The organism is Ectopseudomonas chengduensis, from assembly GCF_900102635.1.
GTDB classification, from domain to species: domain Bacteria; phylum Pseudomonadota; class Gammaproteobacteria; order Pseudomonadales; family Pseudomonadaceae; genus Aquipseudomonas; species Aquipseudomonas chengduensis.
Map to the genome: position 1 here is coordinate 560,494 of NZ_FMZQ01000001.1, position 18,720 is coordinate 579,213.

The following is an 18,720-nucleotide window of genomic DNA, read 5'->3' on the forward strand; positions in this document are numbered from 1 at the left end:
ATTCGGGTGCGTTCCGCTTCAGCTTCAGTATCGATGAGCGTGGGCTGAAGCCCACCCTACAAAGTTCAAGACTCCTGCCCGTAGGGTGGGCTTCAGCCCACCAATGGCAATCAAGGTGGGCTAAAACGGAACGCCGCCCAACCCACCCCACGGGACCCCAGCGTCAATTCAGGCGCAACGCCACATGCCGACGCCTGAAAATCAGTGGTGCGCCAGCTCCAACACACGGTCGACCAGTTTGTTGATGCCCGACGCTGCCTCGGCGATGGATTGGGCGAGCATATAGGCCGGTGTAGTCACCAGCTTGCGCTGGCTGTCTTCGATGATATCGCTGACCTCGCACTCATGGTGCTCGGCGCCCATCTGGGTCAGGGCGGCGGCGGTGTCATGATCGCTGCCGATGGTGCAGACCACGCCGGCACCGAAGATCTTCGCCGCCAGTACCGGGGCGATGCACATCAGGCCGACCGGCTTGCCGGCATCGACGAACGCCTTGCAAGCCGCCAGCACGTCAGGCTGCACGGTGCAGCCGGCGCCGCTGGTGGCGAAGTCGGAGAGGTTCTTCGCTACGCCGAAGCCGCCGGGCAGGATCAGCGCGTCGAACTCTGCCATGTGCAGCAGCTTGACGTCCTTGATCTGGCCGCGGGCGATGCGCGCCGATTCCACCAGCACGTTGCGTGTTTCGTTCATCTCGTCGCCGCTGTAGTGATCGACCACGTGCAGCTGCGGCACGTTAGGGGCGAAACACTGGACTTCGGCACCACGCTGGTCGAGGCGCAGCAGGGTGATCACGCTTTCATGGATCTCGGCGCCATCGTAGACGCCACAGCCGGACAGAATCACTGCCACTTTCTTGCTCATGCTCGACTCCTGGTGAGGAAAGACGCGACCTTGAAACGGGCGCGGGTATTACCAATGCTGGGGTTGTCGCCAAATGCCACTCGGACTGTCATTTGCCGCCGCGAAGCCTGACGAAGCTGCGCATAGGATGAATAACAGCTCATTCCCGACACAAGTACAACGATATGGTGCAGTCATGAATTACGTTCTTTACGCAATGCCCTTCTTCTTCCTGCTGATCGGCCTGGAATTGCTCGCTGACCGCTGGCGCGGCATGCGCACCTATCGCCTGGCCGATGCCCTTAACAGCGTCAGTGCCGGCGTACTGTCCCAGGCCATCGGGATTCTCACCAAGGTGGTCGTCCTGCTGACCTACGCCTTCGCCTGGGAGCAGCTGGCGCTGTTCGAGTTGTCCGAAAGCAGTCTCTGGGTATGGCTCTTCGCCTTCGTCTTCTACGATTTCTGCTACTACTGGAACCACCGCCTGGGCCATGAGCGCAATGTGCTCTGGGCCGCCCATGCGGTGCACCACCAGAGCGAGGACTACAACCTCTCCACCGCGTTACGGCAAACCAGCACCGGTTTCATCTTCGGCTGGATCTTCTATCTGCCGATGGCCGTGGTCGGTGTACCGCCGCTGGTCTTCCTCAGCGTTGCCGCCCTGAACCTGCTGTATCAGTTCTGGGTGCATACCCGGCATATCCCCAAACTGGGCTGGTTCGAGTGGCTGTTCATCACCCCGTCCAACCACCGCGTGCATCATGCACAGAATCCTATCTACATGGATCGCAATTACGGCGGTGTGTTCATTGTCTGGGATCGAATTTTTGGCACCTTCCAGGAGGAGCTCGACGAAGAACCGGTGGTCTTCGGCGTGACCGTGCCGCTGGCCAGCTGGAACCCGCTGTGGGCCAACCTGCAGGTCTACGCCGGGCTATGGAGTGATGCCAGGCGCGCCAGTTCCTGGTGGGACAAGCTGCGCATCTGGTTCATGCCTACCGGTTGGCGCCCGGCCGACGTCGCGGCGCGTTACCCGCAGGCCAAGGCGGACCTGAGCCATTTCCGCAAGTTCGAGGTACCGCTGGGGCGCGGCGCGCAGGTCTACGCGCTGCTGCAGTTCGTCTGCTACCTGCTGGCCGTCGTGTGGCTGCTGGCGCAGGGCGATGCGCTGGCCACCGGCGCCGTGCTGCTGGCCTGTCTGTGGATGGCCCTGGGCCTGTACAGCATCGGCATGTGGCTGGAGAACCGCAGCCATGCCTGGCGTCTGGAGTGCCTGCGTCTGGCGATCAACCTGCCGGCATTCTGGCTGGCCGGCGAACTCGGCATGCTGACGTTGGATGCCACCGCCTGGGCCTGGCTGATCGGCTACAGCCTAGTCAGCATGCTTGGATTGTGGCTGGTGCCGCGCGTAGGGCGGACCGGAACGCCGGCCGCTCGTAGCGAAGCGAACAGTCCGCACATTGGCGCATGACCTGATATCCACATGAGTCGTGAAGCTGCAGCGGCGTACTGCCTGCGGCGAGCGGATCGCCGCCCGGTACGCCCTACGCGCTGATGGGTATCTGGCTGGCGCGCGGCTCAGCCGCGCCGGCGCTGACGCCACCGGTATAGCCAGGCGAGGGAAAGCAGCAGCACCACGGCCGCGAGCAGGATGACCTGGTAGTTGCGCAGTTCTTCAAGCAGGCCGCCCATGGCATTGCCCAGGCTGTAGGCCAGCAGGCTGATGCCGCCGGCCCAGACACCGGCGCCGATGGCGTCGAGCAGCAGGTAGCGGCGCCAGGAATAGCCGGACAGGCCGATGGTGAGCGGCATCACCGTGCGCAGGCCGTAGAGAAAGCGAAAGCACAGCACCCACAGATCCGGGTAACGCTTGATAAGCGCGCTGGCACGTTCGCCCAGCGGTTGCCAGCGCGGTTTGCGTTCTAGCAGCGCGCGGCCGTGACGGCGGCCAAGGTAGTACCACAGCTGATCGCTGGCGAAGGTGCCGAGGAAGGCGCACAGCGCCACCCATTCGATCTCCAGTACGTTGCGCACGGCCATGTAGGCGGCCAGCAGCAGGGATACCTCACCTTCGAGGAAGGTGCCGAGTACCAGTGCCGGGTAGCCAAACTGGCGGATCAGGTCTTGGAGCATGCCGTGAGCTCATCGATGCAGGTGCTGAAGACTACTCTGACCACGAGGAGGCCGGAAGGTGGCGCGTCATGCCACAATGCGCGACTGGCTGTGCGACTCGCCGTCGCACGCGGTCATTTGGCCGTCATCATTTGGTCATAATGGTCGCTTATAACCGTCACACTGGCCCGCTCGTGCGGGCTCTGGAGTCTGCCGTGAGCGTTACCCCCGCCAATCGTCTGTTCCCCGCCACCCGCCTGCGTCGCAATCGCCGCGACGATTTCTCCCGTCGCCTGGTGCGCGAGAATCGCCTGAGCGTCGATGATCTGATTCTGCCGGTGTTCGTCCTCGACGGCGAAAACCGCCGTGAAGCCGTGCCATCGATGCCGGGCGTCGAACGCCTGTCCATCGACCTGCTGCTGAAGGAAGCCGAACATTGGGTGGCGCTGGGCATTCCGGCGCTGGCGCTGTTCCCGGTTACCCCGCTGGAGAAGAAGTCCCTGGATGGGGCGGAAGCCTGGAACCCGGACGGTATCGCCCAGCGCGCGATCCGCGCCCTGCGTGAAAAATTCCCCGAGCTCGGTGTGATCAGTGACGTCGCTCTCGACCCGTTCACCACCCACGGCCAGGACGGCATTCTCGACGACTCCGGTTATGTGCAGAACGACATCACCGTCGATGCGCTGGTCAAGCAGGCGCTGTCGCATGCCGAGGCTGGTGCCCAGGTGGTGGCGCCGTCGGACATGATGGATGGCCGTGTGCAGGCGATCCGCGAGGCGCTGGAGCTGGCCGATCACGTCAATGTGCGCATCATGGCCTACTCGGCCAAGTACGCCAGCGCCTACTACGGCCCGTTCCGCGACGCGGTGGGTTCGGCGGCCAACCTCGGCAAGGGCAACAAGCTCGGCTACCAGATGGACCCGGCCAACGGCAACGAGGCGCTGCATGAAGTGGCGGCCGACCTGGCCGAAGGCGCCGACATGGTCATGGTCAAGCCCGGCATGCCCTATCTGGACATCCTCTGGCGGGTCAAGGATGCCTACAAGGTGCCGACCTTCGTCTATCAGGTCAGTGGCGAGTACGCCATGCACATGGCCGCGATCCAGAACGGCTGGCTGAGTGAGGCGGTCATACTGGAGTCACTCACCGCCTTCAAACGTGCCGGTGCCGATGGCATCCTCACCTATTTCGCCGTACGGGCGGCAGAACTGCTAAAACAAGGGCGATGACGCTCTCAGGAACCCAGCGATGAACAGCGAAGGACTCAACAGCGAAGTGCTCGACAACAACCCGCCTCAGGCCGAGGTGGTCGCCGAGACGCCAGTGGTGGAAACTCCGCCGCCGGCCCCGATCCCCAGCCTGGATGACAGCAGCCTGTACATCCACCGTGAACTGTCGCAGTTGCAGTTCAACATCCGCGTGCTGGAACAGGCGCTGGACGAGTCCTATCCGTTGCTCGAACGCCTGAAGTTCCTGCTGATCTTCTCCAGCAACCTCGACGAGTTCTTCGAGATTCGCGTCGCCGGCCTGAAGAAACAGATCAACTTCGCCCGTGAACAGGCCGGCGCCGATGGCCTGCAGCCGCACCAGGCGCTGGCGCGGATCAGCGAGCTGGTGCACGAGCAGGTCGAGCGCCAGTACGCCATTCTCAACGACACGCTGTTCCCGGCGCTGGCCAAGCACAACATTAACTTCATCCGCCGCCGTTACTGGACGACCAAGCTCAAGGCCTGGGTGCGCCGCTACTTCCGCGACGAGATCGCGCCGATCATCACGCCTATCGGCCTTGATCCGACGCACCCCTTCCCGCTGCTGGTGAACAAGAGCCTGAACTTCATCGTCGAGCTGGAGGGTGTCGATGCCTTCGGTCGCGACTCCGGTCTGGCCATCATCCCGGCGCCGCGTCTGCTGCCGCGTATCATCAAGGTCCCGGAAGACGTCGGCGGGCCCGGCGACAACTACGTATTCCTTTCGTCAATGATCCACGCTCATGCCGATGACCTGTTCCAGGGCATGAAGGTCAAGGGCTGCTACCAGTTCCGCCTGACCCGTAACGCCGACCTGTCGGTGGATACCGAGGACGTCGAAGACCTGGCGCGTGCCCTGCGCGGCGAGCTGTTCAGCCGTCGCTATGGTGATGCGGTGCGTCTGGAGGTAGTCGACACCTGCCCGAAACACCTACGCGATCACCTGCTCAAGCAATTCGGCCTGACCGAGAGCGAGTTGTACCAGGTCAACGGCCCGGTCAACCTGACCCGGCTGTTCAGCATCACCGGCCTGGATAACCACCCGGAGCTGCAGTACGCGCCGTTCACTCCGGTGATCCCCAAGCTGCTGCAGAACGCCGAGAACATCTTCAGCGTGGTCAGTAAGCAGGACATCCTCCTGCTGCACCCCTTCGAGTCCTTCACCCCGGTGGTCGACCTGTTGCGCCAGGCGGCGAAAGACCCGCACGTGCTGGCGATCAAACAGACGCTGTATCGCTCCGGTGCCAACTCGGAGATCGTCGACGCCCTGGTGGAGGCAGCGCGTAACGGCAAGGAAGTCACCGCGGTGATCGAGCTGCGTGCGCGCTTCGACGAAGAGTCCAACCTGGCCCTGGCCAGCCGTCTGCAGGCCGCTGGTGCAGTAGTGATCTACGGTGTGGTCGGCTTCAAGACTCACGCCAAGATGATGCTCATCCTGCGCCGCGAGAACGGCGAGATCGTCCGCTATGCACACTTGGGCACCGGCAACTACCACGCCGGCAACGCCAAGCTGTACACCGACTACAGCCTGCTCACCGCCGACGTGGCTCTGGGCGAGGACGTGTCGAAGCTGTTCAGCCAGCTGATTGGCATGGGCAAGACCCTGCGCATGAAGAAACTGCTGCACGCGCCCTTCACCCTGAAGAAGACCCTGCTCGACCTGATCGCCAAGGAAACCGCAGCTGCAGCCGAAGGCAAGCCGGCGCACATCATCGCCAAGTTCAACTCGCTGACCGACCCCAAGGTGATCCGCGCGCTGTACAAGGCCAGCCAGACCGGGGTGAAGATTGACCTGGTGGTGCGTGGCATGTGCTGCCTGCGCCCGGGTATCGCCGGGGTGTCGCACAACATCCAGGTGCGCTCGATCATCGGTCGCTTCCTCGAGCATACGCGGGTGTTCTACTTCCTCAATGGCGGTGACGAGAAGATCTACCTGTCCAGCGCCGACTGGATGGAGCGCAACCTCGACAAGCGTGTCGAGACCTGCTTCCCGGTGGAGGGCAAGAAGCTCATCATGCGCGTAAAGAAGGAGTTGGAAAGCTACCTGACCGACAACACCCAGGCCTGGGTGCTGCAGTCCGATGGTCGTTACCTGCGCCAGCAGCCCACCGGCAACCAGAACCCGCGCAGCGCGCAGTCCGGCTTGCTGGAGAAACTCACCGCACCAGTGATCGTGACGCGTTAAAAAGGCCGCTTGCGGCCATCTGATGACCCTCTCCCATTTATGGGGCGAAGAGGCGCGTTTTTGGAAGCACTGCTTCCTGCGCCGATGAGCGCCTGATCGCTGGCGATCAGGCCGGGAGAGAGAGCTTTACGGTCCTGGCGGGTTTCACCCGCCCTACAGGTCGAGCCACGTCCGTAGGGTGCGCCATGCGCACCGGGGTATCAACGCACGCTCAACGTCAGGTCGATGCGCTTGAGCCACTCGGCTTCAGCTTCGAAGTCCGCCAAGGTCAGCGGGTTGGCGGCCAGCCAGCCTTCAGGAAAGACGATTTCCAGGCTGTTGTCGCCGACCTTGAACTGCACCTCGGGCATGCTCTGCGTGCCGCGAATATGGTGAAAGAGGATGGCGAAGCGCAGCAGCACGCACAGGCGCATCAGCTTCACGCCTTCCTCGCCGAAGTCGGCGAACTTGTCCTTGGGAATATTACGGCGGTGGCCGCGCACCAGCAGGGCGAGCATTTGCTGATCCTGACGCGAGAAACCCGACAGGTCGGAGTGCTCGATCAAGTAGGCGCCGTGTTTGTGGTACTGGTAGTGGGCGATATCCAGACCCACCTCGTGCACCTTGGCGCCCCAGCTGAGCAGTTCACGATGCCAGTCGTCGGTCAGCCCCCAATCATTGGCAACCTTGTCCAGCGCTGAAAGCGCCTTTGCCTCGACCCGAGCGGCCTGATCGACATCGACGTGGTAACGCTCCATGAACGCCGACAGCGTGCGTTCGCGTACGTCCTCGTGCTGGTGACGGCCGAGCAGGTCGTACAGCACGCCTTCGCGCAGAGCACCTTCGGAGTGGCTCATGCGCTGGATGTCGCAGGCATCGAAGATGGCTTCGAGAATCGCCAGGCCGGCGGGGAAGATGCCGCGGCGGTCCGGCTTGATGCCGTCGAGGTCGATCTTGTCCACTTCGCCGAGCTTGAACAGCTTGCGTTTGAGCCAGGCCAGGCCCTCGACCGTGATCTCACCATTGCTCAGGCCGGCAGCCTTGGTCGTCAGGCCGATGGCCTTGATGGTGCCGGAGGCGCCGACGGCATCTTCCCAGCCGAGGCGGCGCAGGCTCTGCTCGATGCCCATCAGTTCCAGACGGGCAGCGGTGTAGGCCTGGGCATAGCGCGCCGGGGTGATCTTGCCGTCCTTGAAATAACGCTGGGTGAAGCTGACGCAGCCCATCTGCAGGCTTTCACGCAGCAGCGGCTCGAAACGTTGGCCGATGATGAACTCGGTGCTGCCGCCGCCAATGTCGGCCACCAGGCGTTTGCCGGGGGTGTCAGCGATGCTGTGGGACACGCCGAGGTAGATCAGACGGGCTTCTTCACGGCCGGAAATCACCTCGACCTGATGGCCGAGAATTTCCTCGGCGCGGCGGATGAACACCGCGCGGTTGCGCGCCTCACGCAGGGCGTTGGTGCCGACGATGCGTACAGCGCCTTCCGGCAGTGTGTTGGTGAATTGGGCGAAACGACGCAGGCAGTCGAGCCCGCGCTGCATCGCTTCTTCGCTGAGCTGGCGCTCGTCGTCCAGGCCCGCGGCCAGTTGGACCTTGTCGCCGAGGCGCTCGAGGATGCGAATTTCGTGATTGTCGGCCTTGGCCAGCACCATATGAAAGCTGTTCGACCCCAGGTCGATGGCAGCGATCAGGGGAAAACTCTCGGCAGGGGCGTTAGGCATGATTACGGCATCTCGTTCGATTTCCGCGCCATCGTGCCACGACTGAGCGCATGAGCCAACGCATACGGATGTCGCATGAAACTGGTCTAGACCTGTGATCAGGGCAGGTTTAGCGCACTAAGTGGCTGTCTCAGCATCTGCTCGTCGCAGTTATGGCCGTCGCCACCACGGTCCACCACCAGGAAGCGGCCGGGGTGTTGCAGGCACAGTAAAGGGTGGTGCCAGGTGCCGCGAGCGTAGTTCACGCCCTGATCCGGCGCGCTGATGAAGGCGCGGATCTGCGACTCATCCAGTTCGCCGGGCGGCGCGACGACAATCAGCATGCGCCCGCCATCCACCGGGTAGAACGCCTGGCTGCCCAGCGGGTGACGTTCGAGCATGCGAATCTCGACGGGTGCGTGCCAGGCCTTACCTTCGAACAGGTTGACCAGGGGGCGCGGCGCCTCACCGGCCAGCTCCACCTGCACCAGATCGTGGTAGCGAGTGGTGGTGCCGGCGTTGATCGGGAAGGCCGTGGCGCCGGCAGTTTCGATCACGTCGCCGAACGGCGCGAAGGCTTCGCGAGTCAGTGGTTCGATGCGTAATGGCAGCGGCGTCATGGCGTTCACAGGTTCACCGAGCCGATGAAGTTGCGCAGCTCTTCGGTCTGCGGGGCAGCGAACAGCGCTTTCGGGTCGCCGATCTCATGCACTTTGCCATGGTGCATGAACACCAGCTTGTTACCCACTTCGCGGGCGAAGCGCATCTCGTGGGTGACCATGATCAGGGTCATGCCCTCGCTGGCCAACTGCTTGACCACCGCCAGCACCTCATTCACCAGCTCCGGGTCGAGCGCCGAGGTGATCTCGTCGCACAGCAACACCTTGGGCGACATGGCCAAGGCGCGGGCGATGGCCACGCGCTGTTGCTGGCCGCCGGACAGGCGTTCGGGGTAGGCGTCGAATTTCTCCGCCAGGCCGACGCGTTCGAGCATCTGGCGGGCGGTTTTCTCGGCTTCGCCGCGTGAGGTCTTCTTCACCACCTGTGGCGCCAGCATGACGTTCTCGCCGGCGGTCAGGTGCGGGAACAGGTTGAACTGCTGGAACACCATGCCGACTTTCTGCCGCAGGCTGCGCAGGTCGGCGCGGGCGGCGTCGATGTAATCGCCGTCGACTTCGATCACGCCGTCGTTGATCGACTCCAGGCCGTTGAGGGTGCGCAGGAAGGTGCTCTTGCCCGAGCCGCTGCGGCCGATGATGGCGACCACTTCGCCTTCTTCGACCTTGAGGTCGATGCCCTTGAGTACGTGGTTGTCGCCGTAATACTTGTGCAGGGCGGTGACGTTAAGCAGTGACATTCAGCCTCCTTTCCAGGCGGTATGCAGCGAGCGAGAGCGGGTAGCAAAGCAGGAAGTAACCGAGGGCGACGAAACCGTAGACCATGAACGGCTCGAAGGTGGCGTTGGCCAGCATGCTGCCGGTCTTGGTCAGCTCGGTGAAACCGATGATCGAGGTCACCGCGGTGCCCTTGACCACCTGCACCGAGAAACCGACGGTAGGTGCCACGGCGATGCGCAGCGCCTGTGGCAGGACTACGTGGCGCAGAGTTTCCAGGCGGCTCATGGCCAGGCTTTCGGACGCCTCCCACTGGCCACGGCTGATCGACTCGACGCAGCCGCGCCAGATTTCGGCGAGAAAGGCGCTGGTAAACAGCGTCAATGCGGTGGCTGCGGCCAGCCAGGGCGATACGTCGATGCCGAGCAGGGCGATACCGAAGAACACCAGGAACAACTGCATCAGCAGCGGCGTGCCCTGGAACAGTTCGATATAGCCACGGGCGAGGATGCGCGGCGCCGATAACGGCGACAGGCGGGCCAGCAACACCAGCAGACCGGCGATGCCGCCACAGACAAACGCCACCAGCGACAGCAGCAGCGTCCACTGCAGGCCGGTGAGCAGATTGCGCAGGATGTCCCAGAGAGTGAAGTCCATCAGCGGGCTCCCATGATGAAGCGGCGGCCGACCCAGGCCAGCAACTGGCGAATGCCGATGGCCATGATCAGGTACAGCGCGGTGGTCAGCAGGTAGGTTTCGAAGGCGCGGAAGTTGCGCGACTGGATGAAGTTGGCGGCGAACGACAACTCCTCGGTGGAGATCTGCGAGCACACCGCCGAACCGAGCATGACGATGATGATCTGGCTCGACAGGGCCGGCCACACCTTTCCCAGCGCCGGGCGCAGCACCACATGGCGGAACGTCTCGAAGCGGCTCATGGCCAGTGCGCTGGCAGCCTCGAGCTGGCCGTGCGGGATGGCCTGGATGCCGGCACGGATGATCTCCGTGGAGTAGGCGCCAAGGTTGATCACCATGGCCAGAATGGCTGCCTCCCATTCACTCAGACGTACGCCGAGCGAGGGCAAGCCGAAGAAGATGAAGAACAGCTGGACGATGAACGGCGTATTGCGGATCAGCTCCACGTAGACGCCGAAAATGCGGTCGAACGGGCGGATGCGCCAGGCGCGCAGTATCGCCCCGACGATGCCGAGACCGACGCCCAGCAGGGTGCCGATCGCCGTCAGGCCGAGGGTGAAGGCCGCGCCCTGCAGCAGCAGATCACTGTGCTGCAGGACGGCGGCGAAATCGAACTGATACGCCATGGCTCAGCTCTCCGCGCGGCTCAGAGGCCGGCCGGCAGCGGCTGCTTCAGCCACTTCTGGCTGAGCGACTCGAGGCTACCGTCGGCCTTGGCGTCGGCGATGATGGTGTTGACCTTGTCCAGCAGCGCGCTCTGGTTCTTGTTCACGCCGACGTACACCGGCGAATCCTTGAGCTTGAGCTTCATACTGGGTACGCGCTTGGGGTTGCGCTCGGAGATGGCCACCATCACCACGTTGCCGCTGGCGATCAGCTCGACCTGGCCGGAGAGGTAGGCGGCGATGGTCGAGTTGTTGTCCTCGAAGCGCTTGATGGTGGCGCCTTTCGGAGCGACGTTGCTCAGCTCGATGTCTTCGATGGAGCCACGGGTGACGCTGATGGTCTTGCCATTCAGGTCATCGAGGCTGGCAATGGCGGCGTCTTCCGGGCCGAACACGCCGAGGTAGAAGGGGGCGTAGGCAGCGGAGAAGTCGATCACCGCTTCACGCTCGGGGTTCTTGCCGAGGCTGGAGATCACCAGATCGACCTTGCCGGTAGTGAGGAAGGGTATGCGGTTGGTGCTGTTGACCGGGGTCAGCTCCAGCTTCACCGCCAGCTTGTCGGCCAGCAGTTGTGCGGTATCGATATCCAGGCCGCGCGGTTTCATGTCCGGGCCAACCGAGCCGAACGGCGGAAAATCCTGCGGTACGGCGACTTTCAGTACGCCAGCCTTGCTGATGTCTTCGAGTGCATCGGCGTGAGCGGTGCTGGCGCCGAAGGCCAGGGCGGCGAACAGGGTACCCAGCAGGGTGCGGTGAAATTTGCGCATGTCGAACTCCTGGTGAATGAAAACTGAAGCGTTTTGCTTGGTTCCTGCAGTGCATCGCCTGTGCCAAGTTCAATGAAATCAGGGCTTTCATCGCCTCAGACGAGTGGAAACAAGGTCTTACTGGTCTGAACAGTTGACGTAGCTGACCGAATGGTCAGAAGCATTCCTGAGCCATCTCGGTGCGTTCGTGCGCTGAGCTGGTCCACAAGGGGGCGTCGCTTGCCTGAAATATGCTTATGGCCTTACAAAGGCGGCTTTACTGGACTGACCGGCCCGAACAGTCATGAATGCTTCTGCTCCCCGCGCGGTACCCGAATACGCCTTGCAGGCAATCCGTCGCCTGATCGAGGAAGAGGGCTATCGCCCTGGCGACGCACTGCCGTCGCAGCGTGATCTGGCCGAGCGCCTTGGTGTCAGTCGTGCGTCGCTGCGTGAGGCGCTGTCGTCGCTCAGCGCGTTGGGCCTGGTCAGCGTGCAGGCTGGCAAGGGTGTGTTCGTGCAGGAGGCGAGTAAGGCCGAGGCGGCCGGCGCTTTCGCCTGGCCCTTCGCTGCACAGATATCGGCGGCCGATACCTTTCAGTTGCGCTTCGCTCTGGAGGGCTTCGCCTGCGGCCTGGCGGCCGGTGTGATGACCGCTGAGGAGCTGGATATCCTCGAGGACAACGTCGAGCAGATGCGCCGCGAGTTGCGTGCCGGTGATTTCGAGCAGGCCAACCGGCTGGATTTCGAGTTCCACCAGCGCATACTCGCAGCCAGCGGCAATCAGGCAATGTTCGCCCTGGTCACCTCCAGCGCCGATATCTTTCTGGAAAGCCAGAAGCTGCCGTTCATCCGCCCGGAGCGAGCGATGGAGACCTGGCAGGAGCACCGCAAGATCATCAAGGCCCTTGCCCGGCATGCCGCCGGCCCGGCGCAAAAGGCCATGCAGCAGCATATCCGCGCCGCCGCACTGCGCACCGGCATCGCCTTCACCACGCTGGGCGATTGAGGCCTACATTGGCGACTATTGAAAGGCTCAATCGTCAGTGCCTTTCGGTGTCACTCAAGCCGGGCTATGATGGCGCCACTTTTTTGCTTCCGAATCACGGAGACTCCTCATGAGCGAATTCATCACCAACGTCAGCGACGCCAGCTTCGACCAGGACGTCATCCAGGCTGAAGGTCCGGTTCTGGTCGACTATTGGGCTGAGTGGTGCGGCCCGTGCAAGATGATTGCACCGGTGCTCGACGAGATCGCCAAGGAATACCAAGGCAAGCTGAAGATCTGCAAACTGAACATCGACGAGAACCAGGAAACCCCGCCGAAGTACGGCGTGCGCGGTATCCCGACCCTGATGCTGTTCAAGAACGGCAACGTCGAAGCGACCAAGGTCGGCGCGCTGTCCAAGTCGCAGCTGGCTGCTTTCCTCGACAGCAACATCTGAGGGGGCTGAAGAAGTAGGGTGGGCTTTAGCCCACCGAGCTGGTTGCAGTTGGCGTGCTGGTGGGCTGAAGCCCACCCTACCGCTCTGAGGCAAGTCGCTCTGGAAGAGGCCCCGCAATTTGCGGGGTTTTTCGTTTTCGGGGCTAGACGCTGTTTTTTCACGGTGTTAAATTCGACTCCGCTGCATCCTCCATGCAGCTCTCTGCACGCCGTCGCCGATTCACTCCTATACGAACTCGTTCGCGATCCTGTCGCCTTCTCTGCGGCGCGGCCTCTCAAGCTAACAGCTTTCTTCTCCTCTCGATGATCACGTCATTCCTATGAATCTGACCGAACTCAAGCAAAAGCCGATTGCCGAACTGCTGGACATGGCCGAACAAATGGGCCAGGAAAACATGGCTCGTTCGCGCAAGCAGGACATCATCTTCGCCTTGCTGAAAAAGCATGCCAAAAGCGGCGAGGAGATTTCCGGCGACGGCGTGCTGGAGATCCTCCAGGACGGTTTCGGCTTCCTGCGCAGTGCCGACTCTTCCTATCTGGCTGGCCCTGACGATATCTACGTCTCGCCCAGCCAGATCCGCCGTTTCAACCTGCGTACCGGTGACACCATCGTCGGCAAGATCCGTCCGCCGAAGGAAGGCGAGCGTTACTTCGCTCTGCTCAAGGTCGACAGCATCAACTTCGACCGTCCGGAAAACGCCAAGAACAAGATCCTGTTCGAGAACCTGACGCCGCTGTTCCCCAACAAGCGCCTGACCATGGAAGCCGGCAACGGCTCCACCGAGGATATCACCGGCCGTGTGATCGACCTCTGCGCGCCGATTGGCAAGGGCCAGCGCGGCCTGATCGTCGCTCCGCCGAAAGCGGGCAAGACCATCATGCTGCAGAACATCGCCTCGAACATCACCCGCAACAACCCCGAGTGCCACCTGATCGTTCTGCTGATCGACGAGCGCCCGGAAGAAGTGACCGAAATGCAGCGCACCGTGCGCGGCGAAGTGGTCGCCTCCACCTTCGACGAGCCGCCGACCCGCCACGTGCAGGTCGCCGAAATGGTGATCGAGAAGGCCAAGCGTCTGGTCGAGCACAAGAAGGATGTGGTCATCCTGCTCGACTCCATCACCCGTCTGGCGCGTGCCTACAACACTGTGATCCCGAGCTCCGGCAAGGTACTCACCGGTGGTGTCGACGCCCACGCCCTGGAGAAGCCGAAGCGCTTCTTCGGTGCTGCGCGTAACATCGAAGAAGGCGGCTCGCTAACCATCATCGCCACCGCGCTGGTGGAAACCGGCTCGAAGATGGACGAAGTGATCTACGAGGAATTCAAAGGCACCGGCAACATGGAGCTGATCCTCGATCGCCGTGTTTCCGAGAAGCGTGTGTTCCCGGCCATCAACATCAACAAGTCGGGGACTCGTCGTGAAGAGCTGCTGACCGGTGAGGAAGAGCTGTCGCGCATGTGGATTCTGCGCAAGCTGCTGCACCCGATGGACGAGATTGCCGCCATCGAGTTCCTGATCGACAAGCTCAAGGCCACGAAAACCAACGACGAGTTCTTCTTGTCGATGAAGCGCAAATAAGCGTTGTGGCTTGCCAGAAGGCCGGGGAAACCCGGCCTTGTCGTATCTGGAAGCTTTCAAGCCTTCTGAAAGCCCGACTTCGGCGCTAAACTTTGCGGCCGACTCTTGCCTGTCCGACACGAGGCTCCTGCATGCAGTATCGCGACCTGCGCGACTTCATCCGTGAACTGGAAAAGCGCGGCGAACTCAAGCGCATCCAGACCCCGGTATCGCCCGTTCTGGAAATGACCGAAATCTGCGACCGCACCCTGCGCAAGGGCGGCCCGGCGCTGCTGTTCGAAAAGCCCACCGGCTTCGATGTGCCAGTGCTCGGCAACCTGTTCGGTACGCCCAAGCGCGTGGCGCTGGGCATGGGCGCCGAAGAGGTGTCCTCGCTGCGCGAGATCGGCAAGCTGCTGGCCTTTCTCAAGGAGCCCGAGCCGCCCAAGGGCCTCAAGGATGCCTGGAGCAAGCTGCCGATCTTCAAGAAGGTCATTTCCATGGCGCCCAAGGTGGTCAAGGATGCGCCTTGCCATGAAGTGATCGAGGAAGGCGATGACGTCGACCTCGGCAAACTGCCGATCCAGCATTGCTGGCCGGGCGACGTGGCGCCGCTGATCACCTGGGGCCTGACCATCACCAAGGGCCCGAACAAGGAGCGACAGAACCTCGGTATCTACCGCCAGCAGGTGATCGGTCGCAACAAGGTGATCATGCGCTGGCTCAGCCACCGTGGCGGCGCGCTGGATTACCGCGAGTGGTGCCAGAAGCACCCGGACAAGCCTTACCCGGTTTGCGTCGCGCTGGGCGCGGATCCTGCGACCATTCTCGGCGCCGTGACGCCAGTGCCCGATACCCTCTCCGAATACGCTTTCGCCGGCCTCTTGCGCGGCCATCGCACCGAGCTGATCAAGGCGCGTGGCAGCGAACTGCAGGTGCCAGCCAGTGCCGAGATCGTGCTCGAAGGCGTGATCCATCCGGGCGAGACTGCGCCGGAAGGTCCGTACGGCGACCACACCGGCTACTACAACGAGGTCGACACCTTCCCGGTGTTCACCGTCGAGCGCATCACCCGGCGCCGCGATCCGATCTACCACAGCACCTACACCGGCCGGCCGCCAGATGAGCCGGCGATCCTCGGCGTAGCGCTGAACGAAGTGTTCGTGCCGATCCTGCAGAAGCAGTTCCCCGAGATCACCGATTTCTACCTGCCGCCGGAAGGCTGTTCCTACCGCATGGCAGTGGTGACCATGAAGAAGCAGTACCCGGGCCACGCCAAGCGCGTAATGCTCGGTGTGTGGTCGTTCCTGCGACAGTTCATGTACACCAAGTTCGTTATCGTCACCGACGACGATATCAACGCACGGGATTGGAATGACGTGATCTGGGCGATTACCACGCGCATGGACCCCAAGCGCGACACGGTGATGATCGACAACACGCCGATCGACTACCTCGACTTCGCCTCGCCGATCTCCGGCCTGGGTTCGAAGATGGGCCTGGACGCCACCCACAAGTGGCCGGGCGAGACCACCCGCGAATGGGGCCGCGCCATCGAGAAGGATCCAGCCGTGGTGGCACGTATCGACGCGCTGTGGAGCGAGCTGGGAATCGATTGATGAACGTCACCCTGCAACCTTCCGGCGTCACCCTCGCGCTGCATCCGGGCGAACGCATTCTCGATGGCGCCCGGCGCCTGGGCTACGACTGTCCGCAGAGCTGCCGCAACGGCAACTGCCATATCTGCGCCGCCTTGCTGGTGGAAGGGCGCGTGCGGCAGAACGGCGCCGAGCTGGATCACGGCGAGCTGTTCACCTGCCTGGCCGAGCCGCTGGAAGACTGCGTGCTGCATTGGGATGGCGTGCTGGCGCCGGGTGAGTTGCCGGTGCGCGAGCTGAACTGCCAGGTAACCGAATGCCAGGCCGTGGGTGGCGATGTGTTCCGCGTGTGTCTGCGCACCCCGGCCGGCAAGGCGCCGCGCTATCACGCCGGGCAGTACCTGCTGCTGCAGCGCCCGGATGACGAGATGGCGGCCTTCTCCCTGGCTTCGGCGCCGCACGCCGGGCGTGAGTTGGAGCTGCACATCCTCGCCCGCGAGGACAGCAGCATTGCCCTGCTGGAGCATCTGCGCAGCAACGGCATGGCTCGCGTGCAGATGCCCTACGGTGACACCCACCTCGCCGACCTGCCCGATGGGCCGCTGGTGCTGATCGCTGCCGGCACTGGCATGGGCCAGATGCACAGCCTGATCGAGCACTGCCGCGCGGCGGGTTTCGCTCACCCAGTGCATCTGTACTGGGGCGCGCGTCGGCCCGAGGATTTCTACGAGCTGCCACATTGGGCCGAGTGGCAACAGCTGGATAATCTGCACCTGCATCAGGTAGTCAGCGACCAGTGTGGCTGGCAGGGTCGTTGCGGCCTGTTGCACGAAGCAGTGCGCGAGGATTTCCCGGATCTCAAGGCATTGCACGTCTATGCCAGCGGCTCGCCAGCGATGGTCTACGCCACGCTCGATGCACTGGTCGAAGCGGGGATGGACGCGCACCAGATGCGCGCCGACGTGTTCGCCTACGCGCCGCGAGGTTGAACGAAAAAGTGGTAGGGCGGGTGCGACCCGCCACTGATTGATTCGGCGGGTTGCACCCGCCCTACGCACTGCTAACGCACAGTCACCACCACCTTGCCCACCGCCTTGCGCTGGCCGAGGGCATCGATGGCCTCGCCACCACGCTCCAGCGGGAAGGTTTGCGACACCAGCGGCTTGAGCTTGCCTTCGGCATGCCAGGCGAACAGTTGCTGGAAATTCGCGGCGTTGTCCTGCGGCTGGCGCTGGGCGAATGAGCCCCAGAATACGCCGACCAGGGATGCGCCCTTGAGCAGCGGCAGGTTGGCCGGCAGTGCCGGGATGCCACCGCCGGCGGCGAAGCCCACCACCAGGAAGCGGCCGTTCCAGCCGATGCTGCGGAAGGCTTCTTCGAACAGCGTGCCGCCCACCGGGTCGTATATCACGTCCACGCCCTGGCCGCCGGTGAGCTTCTTCACCTCGTCCTTCAGGCTCTGCTCGCTGTAGTTGATCAGCTCATCGGCGCCGGCTTTGCGCGCCACTTCCAGTTTCTCGGCGCTGCTCGCCGCGGCGATGACCTTGGCGCCCATGGCCTTGCCGATTTCCACCGCCGCCAGGCCGACGCCGCCGGAGGCGCCGAGGACCAGCAGGGTTTCACCCGGTTGCAGGTTGGCGCGCTGCTTGAGGGCGTGCATCGAGGTGCCGTAGGTCATGCCGAAGGCCGCCGCGGTGGTCAGGTCCATGCTCTTTGGCACCGGTAGCACGTTGTAGGCCGGCACGGCGACCTCTTCGGCGAAGCCTCCCCAACCGGTCAACGCCATGACCCGATCACCCGCGCGCAGATGGCTGACTTTCTCGCCGACGGCCTTGACCACACCGGCTACCTCGCCACCCGGGGCGAAGGGGAAGGGCGGCTTGAACTGGTATTTGCCTTCGATGATCAGCGTGTCGGGGAAGTTGACCCCGGCGGCCTGCACCTCGATCAGCACCTCGTTTTTTTTCGGTTCGGGGCTTGGCAGGTCTTCCAGTACCAGGGTGTCGGCGGGGCCGAAGGCTTTGCACAGCAGGGCTTTCATCAAGGTCATTCCTCTTGCAGGGTGCCATGCAGTGTAGAAAGCGCCCGCCGGGGGTCAACGAGCATGCCGATGCCTGATAGGTCGGCATAAGCGCCGGACTTGGGTGCAGGCCTGTGGATGGCTATGCTAGGCACATCCCCGATGGAGTGCCGAACGTGAAACTGTTGACCGCCCTGCTACTGAGCCTGTCGATCTGCCTGCCTGCCCTGGCCTCTTCGGAAAAGAAGGAGGAGGCTCCTGCGACGATTTATCACAACCTGACGCCAGCCTTGATCGGCAACCTGGCGGATCAAGGCAATCGTCTGAAGTTCTTCAAGGCCGATGTGTCCCTGCGGGTGACCGGCACCGAGGCCGAGGAGAAGCTCAAGCAGCATGAACCGCTGATCCGCCATCAGATGGTGATGCTGTTCTCGGCGCAGACCAGCGAGATCATCAACGCGCCCGATGGCCGTGAGAACCTGCGCCTGGAGGCCTTGAAGCAGGTGCAGGACGCGATCAATGGCGAAGAGGGCAAGCCCATCGTCGAAGACCTGCTGTTCAACAATCTGATTATTCAGTGAAAGGGTGCGGC

General features: G+C 62.9%; 18 protein-coding genes. 9 read left to right on the plus strand and 9 right to left on the minus strand.

Translation table 11 applies throughout. The features are described 5' to 3' along the window. Positions 1–201 precede the first annotated feature (201 nt). Positions 202–861 (minus strand): isoprenoid biosynthesis glyoxalase ElbB, encoded by a 660-nt coding sequence (gene elbB / locus BLS08_RS02600; RefSeq protein WP_003458610.1) that lies wholly within the window; start codon positions 859–861, stop codon positions 202–204. Between the two features lie 175 nt (positions 862–1,036). Between elbB and BLS08_RS02605 the strand changes: the two genes are divergently transcribed. After that, on the plus strand, positions 1,037–2,311 hold the full coding sequence (locus BLS08_RS02605) for a sterol desaturase family protein (RefSeq protein WP_090335962.1): 1,275 nt from the start codon (positions 1,037–1,039) through the stop codon (positions 2,309–2,311). Between the two features lie 107 nt (positions 2,312–2,418). Here BLS08_RS02605 and BLS08_RS02610 read toward each other — a convergent pair whose 3' ends face one another. Continuing rightward, the gene (locus BLS08_RS02610) at positions 2,419–2,973 is read right to left on the minus strand and encodes a DedA family protein (protein ID WP_003458614.1); all 555 of its coding nucleotides are present in this window, start codon (positions 2,971–2,973) and stop codon (positions 2,419–2,421) included. A gap of 194 nt (positions 2,974–3,167) precedes the next feature. Between BLS08_RS02610 and hemB the strand changes: the two genes are divergently transcribed. Together hemB and ppk1 are read left to right on the plus strand one after the other, a co-directional pair. Then, positions 3,168–4,181, plus strand: coding sequence for a porphobilinogen synthase (hemB, locus tag BLS08_RS02615; protein WP_055984533.1), 1,014 nt, complete (start codon positions 3,168–3,170; stop codon positions 4,179–4,181). Between the two features lie 19 nt (positions 4,182–4,200). Then, on the plus strand, positions 4,201–6,384 hold the full coding sequence (gene ppk1 / locus BLS08_RS02620; protein WP_090335964.1) for a polyphosphate kinase 1: 2,184 nt from the start codon (positions 4,201–4,203) through the stop codon (positions 6,382–6,384). Between the two features lie 200 nt (positions 6,385–6,584). On the opposite strand, the gene ppx is transcribed toward ppk1, so the two are convergent. From ppx to BLS08_RS02650, 6 genes are all read right to left on the minus strand, one after another. Continuing rightward, positions 6,585–8,087, minus strand: coding sequence for an exopolyphosphatase (gene ppx, locus BLS08_RS02625; protein WP_167375867.1), 1,503 nt, complete (start codon positions 8,085–8,087; stop codon positions 6,585–6,587). 98 nt (positions 8,088–8,185) lie between these two features. Beyond that, positions 8,186–8,695: an ureidoglycolate lyase gene (locus BLS08_RS02630; protein WP_090335967.1), complete on the minus strand. Its 510-nt coding sequence runs from the start codon at positions 8,693–8,695 to the stop codon at positions 8,186–8,188. After that, positions 8,692–9,423 (minus strand): amino acid ABC transporter ATP-binding protein, encoded by a 732-nt coding sequence (locus BLS08_RS02635; protein WP_090335969.1) that lies wholly within the window; start codon positions 9,421–9,423, stop codon positions 8,692–8,694. The genes BLS08_RS02630 and BLS08_RS02635 overlap by 4 nt, the downstream gene beginning before the upstream one ends. Continuing rightward, positions 9,410–10,060: an amino acid ABC transporter permease gene (locus BLS08_RS02640; protein ID WP_169886825.1), complete on the minus strand. Its 651-nt coding sequence runs from the start codon at positions 10,058–10,060 to the stop codon at positions 9,410–9,412. The genes BLS08_RS02635 and BLS08_RS02640 overlap by 14 nt, the downstream gene beginning before the upstream one ends. Further along, positions 10,057–10,722, minus strand: coding sequence for an amino acid ABC transporter permease (locus BLS08_RS02645; RefSeq protein ID WP_090335970.1), 666 nt, complete (start codon positions 10,720–10,722; stop codon positions 10,057–10,059). Before BLS08_RS02645 ends, BLS08_RS02640 begins: the two co-directional genes overlap by 4 nt. Positions 10,723–10,742: 20 nt before the next feature. Next, positions 10,743–11,528 carry a transporter substrate-binding domain-containing protein gene (locus tag BLS08_RS02650; protein ID WP_090335972.1) on the minus strand — a complete coding sequence of 262 codons (786 nt, stop codon included), beginning with the start codon at positions 11,526–11,528 and terminating at the stop codon, positions 10,743–10,745. 283 nt (positions 11,529–11,811) lie between these two features. Between BLS08_RS02650 and BLS08_RS02655 the strand changes: the two genes are divergently transcribed. The 5 genes from BLS08_RS02655 (at position 11,812) to BLS08_RS02675 (ending at position 17,097) form a co-directional block, all read left to right on the plus strand. Further along, a complete protein-coding gene (locus BLS08_RS02655) occupies positions 11,812–12,516 on the plus strand; it encodes a FadR/GntR family transcriptional regulator (RefSeq protein WP_090335974.1) in 705 nt (234 codons plus the stop codon). A 109-nt stretch (positions 12,517–12,625) separates the two neighbouring features. Further along, a complete protein-coding gene (gene trxA, locus BLS08_RS02660) occupies positions 12,626–12,952 on the plus strand; it encodes a thioredoxin TrxA (RefSeq protein ID WP_003458627.1) in 327 nt (108 codons plus the stop codon). Positions 12,953–13,271: 319 nt separating this feature from the next. Beyond that, positions 13,272–14,531, plus strand: coding sequence for a transcription termination factor Rho (rho, locus tag BLS08_RS02665; RefSeq protein WP_090335975.1), 1,260 nt, complete (start codon positions 13,272–13,274; stop codon positions 14,529–14,531). Between the two features lie 131 nt (positions 14,532–14,662). Further along, the gene (ubiD, locus tag BLS08_RS02670; RefSeq protein ID WP_090335977.1) at positions 14,663–16,129 is read left to right on the plus strand and encodes a 4-hydroxy-3-polyprenylbenzoate decarboxylase; all 1,467 of its coding nucleotides are present in this window, start codon (positions 14,663–14,665) and stop codon (positions 16,127–16,129) included. Continuing rightward, positions 16,129–17,097, plus strand: a complete 969-nt coding sequence (locus BLS08_RS02675; RefSeq protein WP_017678347.1) for a CDP-6-deoxy-delta-3,4-glucoseen reductase — start codon at positions 16,129–16,131, stop codon at positions 17,095–17,097. The genes ubiD and BLS08_RS02675 overlap by 1 nt, the downstream gene beginning before the upstream one ends. A 71-nt stretch (positions 17,098–17,168) precedes the next feature. Here BLS08_RS02675 and BLS08_RS02680 read toward each other — a convergent pair whose 3' ends face one another. Then, positions 17,169–18,149, minus strand: coding sequence for an NADPH:quinone oxidoreductase family protein (locus BLS08_RS02680; RefSeq protein WP_017678348.1), 981 nt, complete (start codon positions 18,147–18,149; stop codon positions 17,169–17,171). 155 nt (positions 18,150–18,304) lie between these two features. Between BLS08_RS02680 and BLS08_RS02685 the strand changes: the two genes are divergently transcribed. Continuing rightward, positions 18,305–18,709, plus strand: coding sequence for a flagellar basal body-associated FliL family protein (locus BLS08_RS02685; RefSeq protein ID WP_017678349.1), 405 nt, complete (start codon positions 18,305–18,307; stop codon positions 18,707–18,709). Positions 18,710–18,720: the final 11 nt, after the last annotated feature.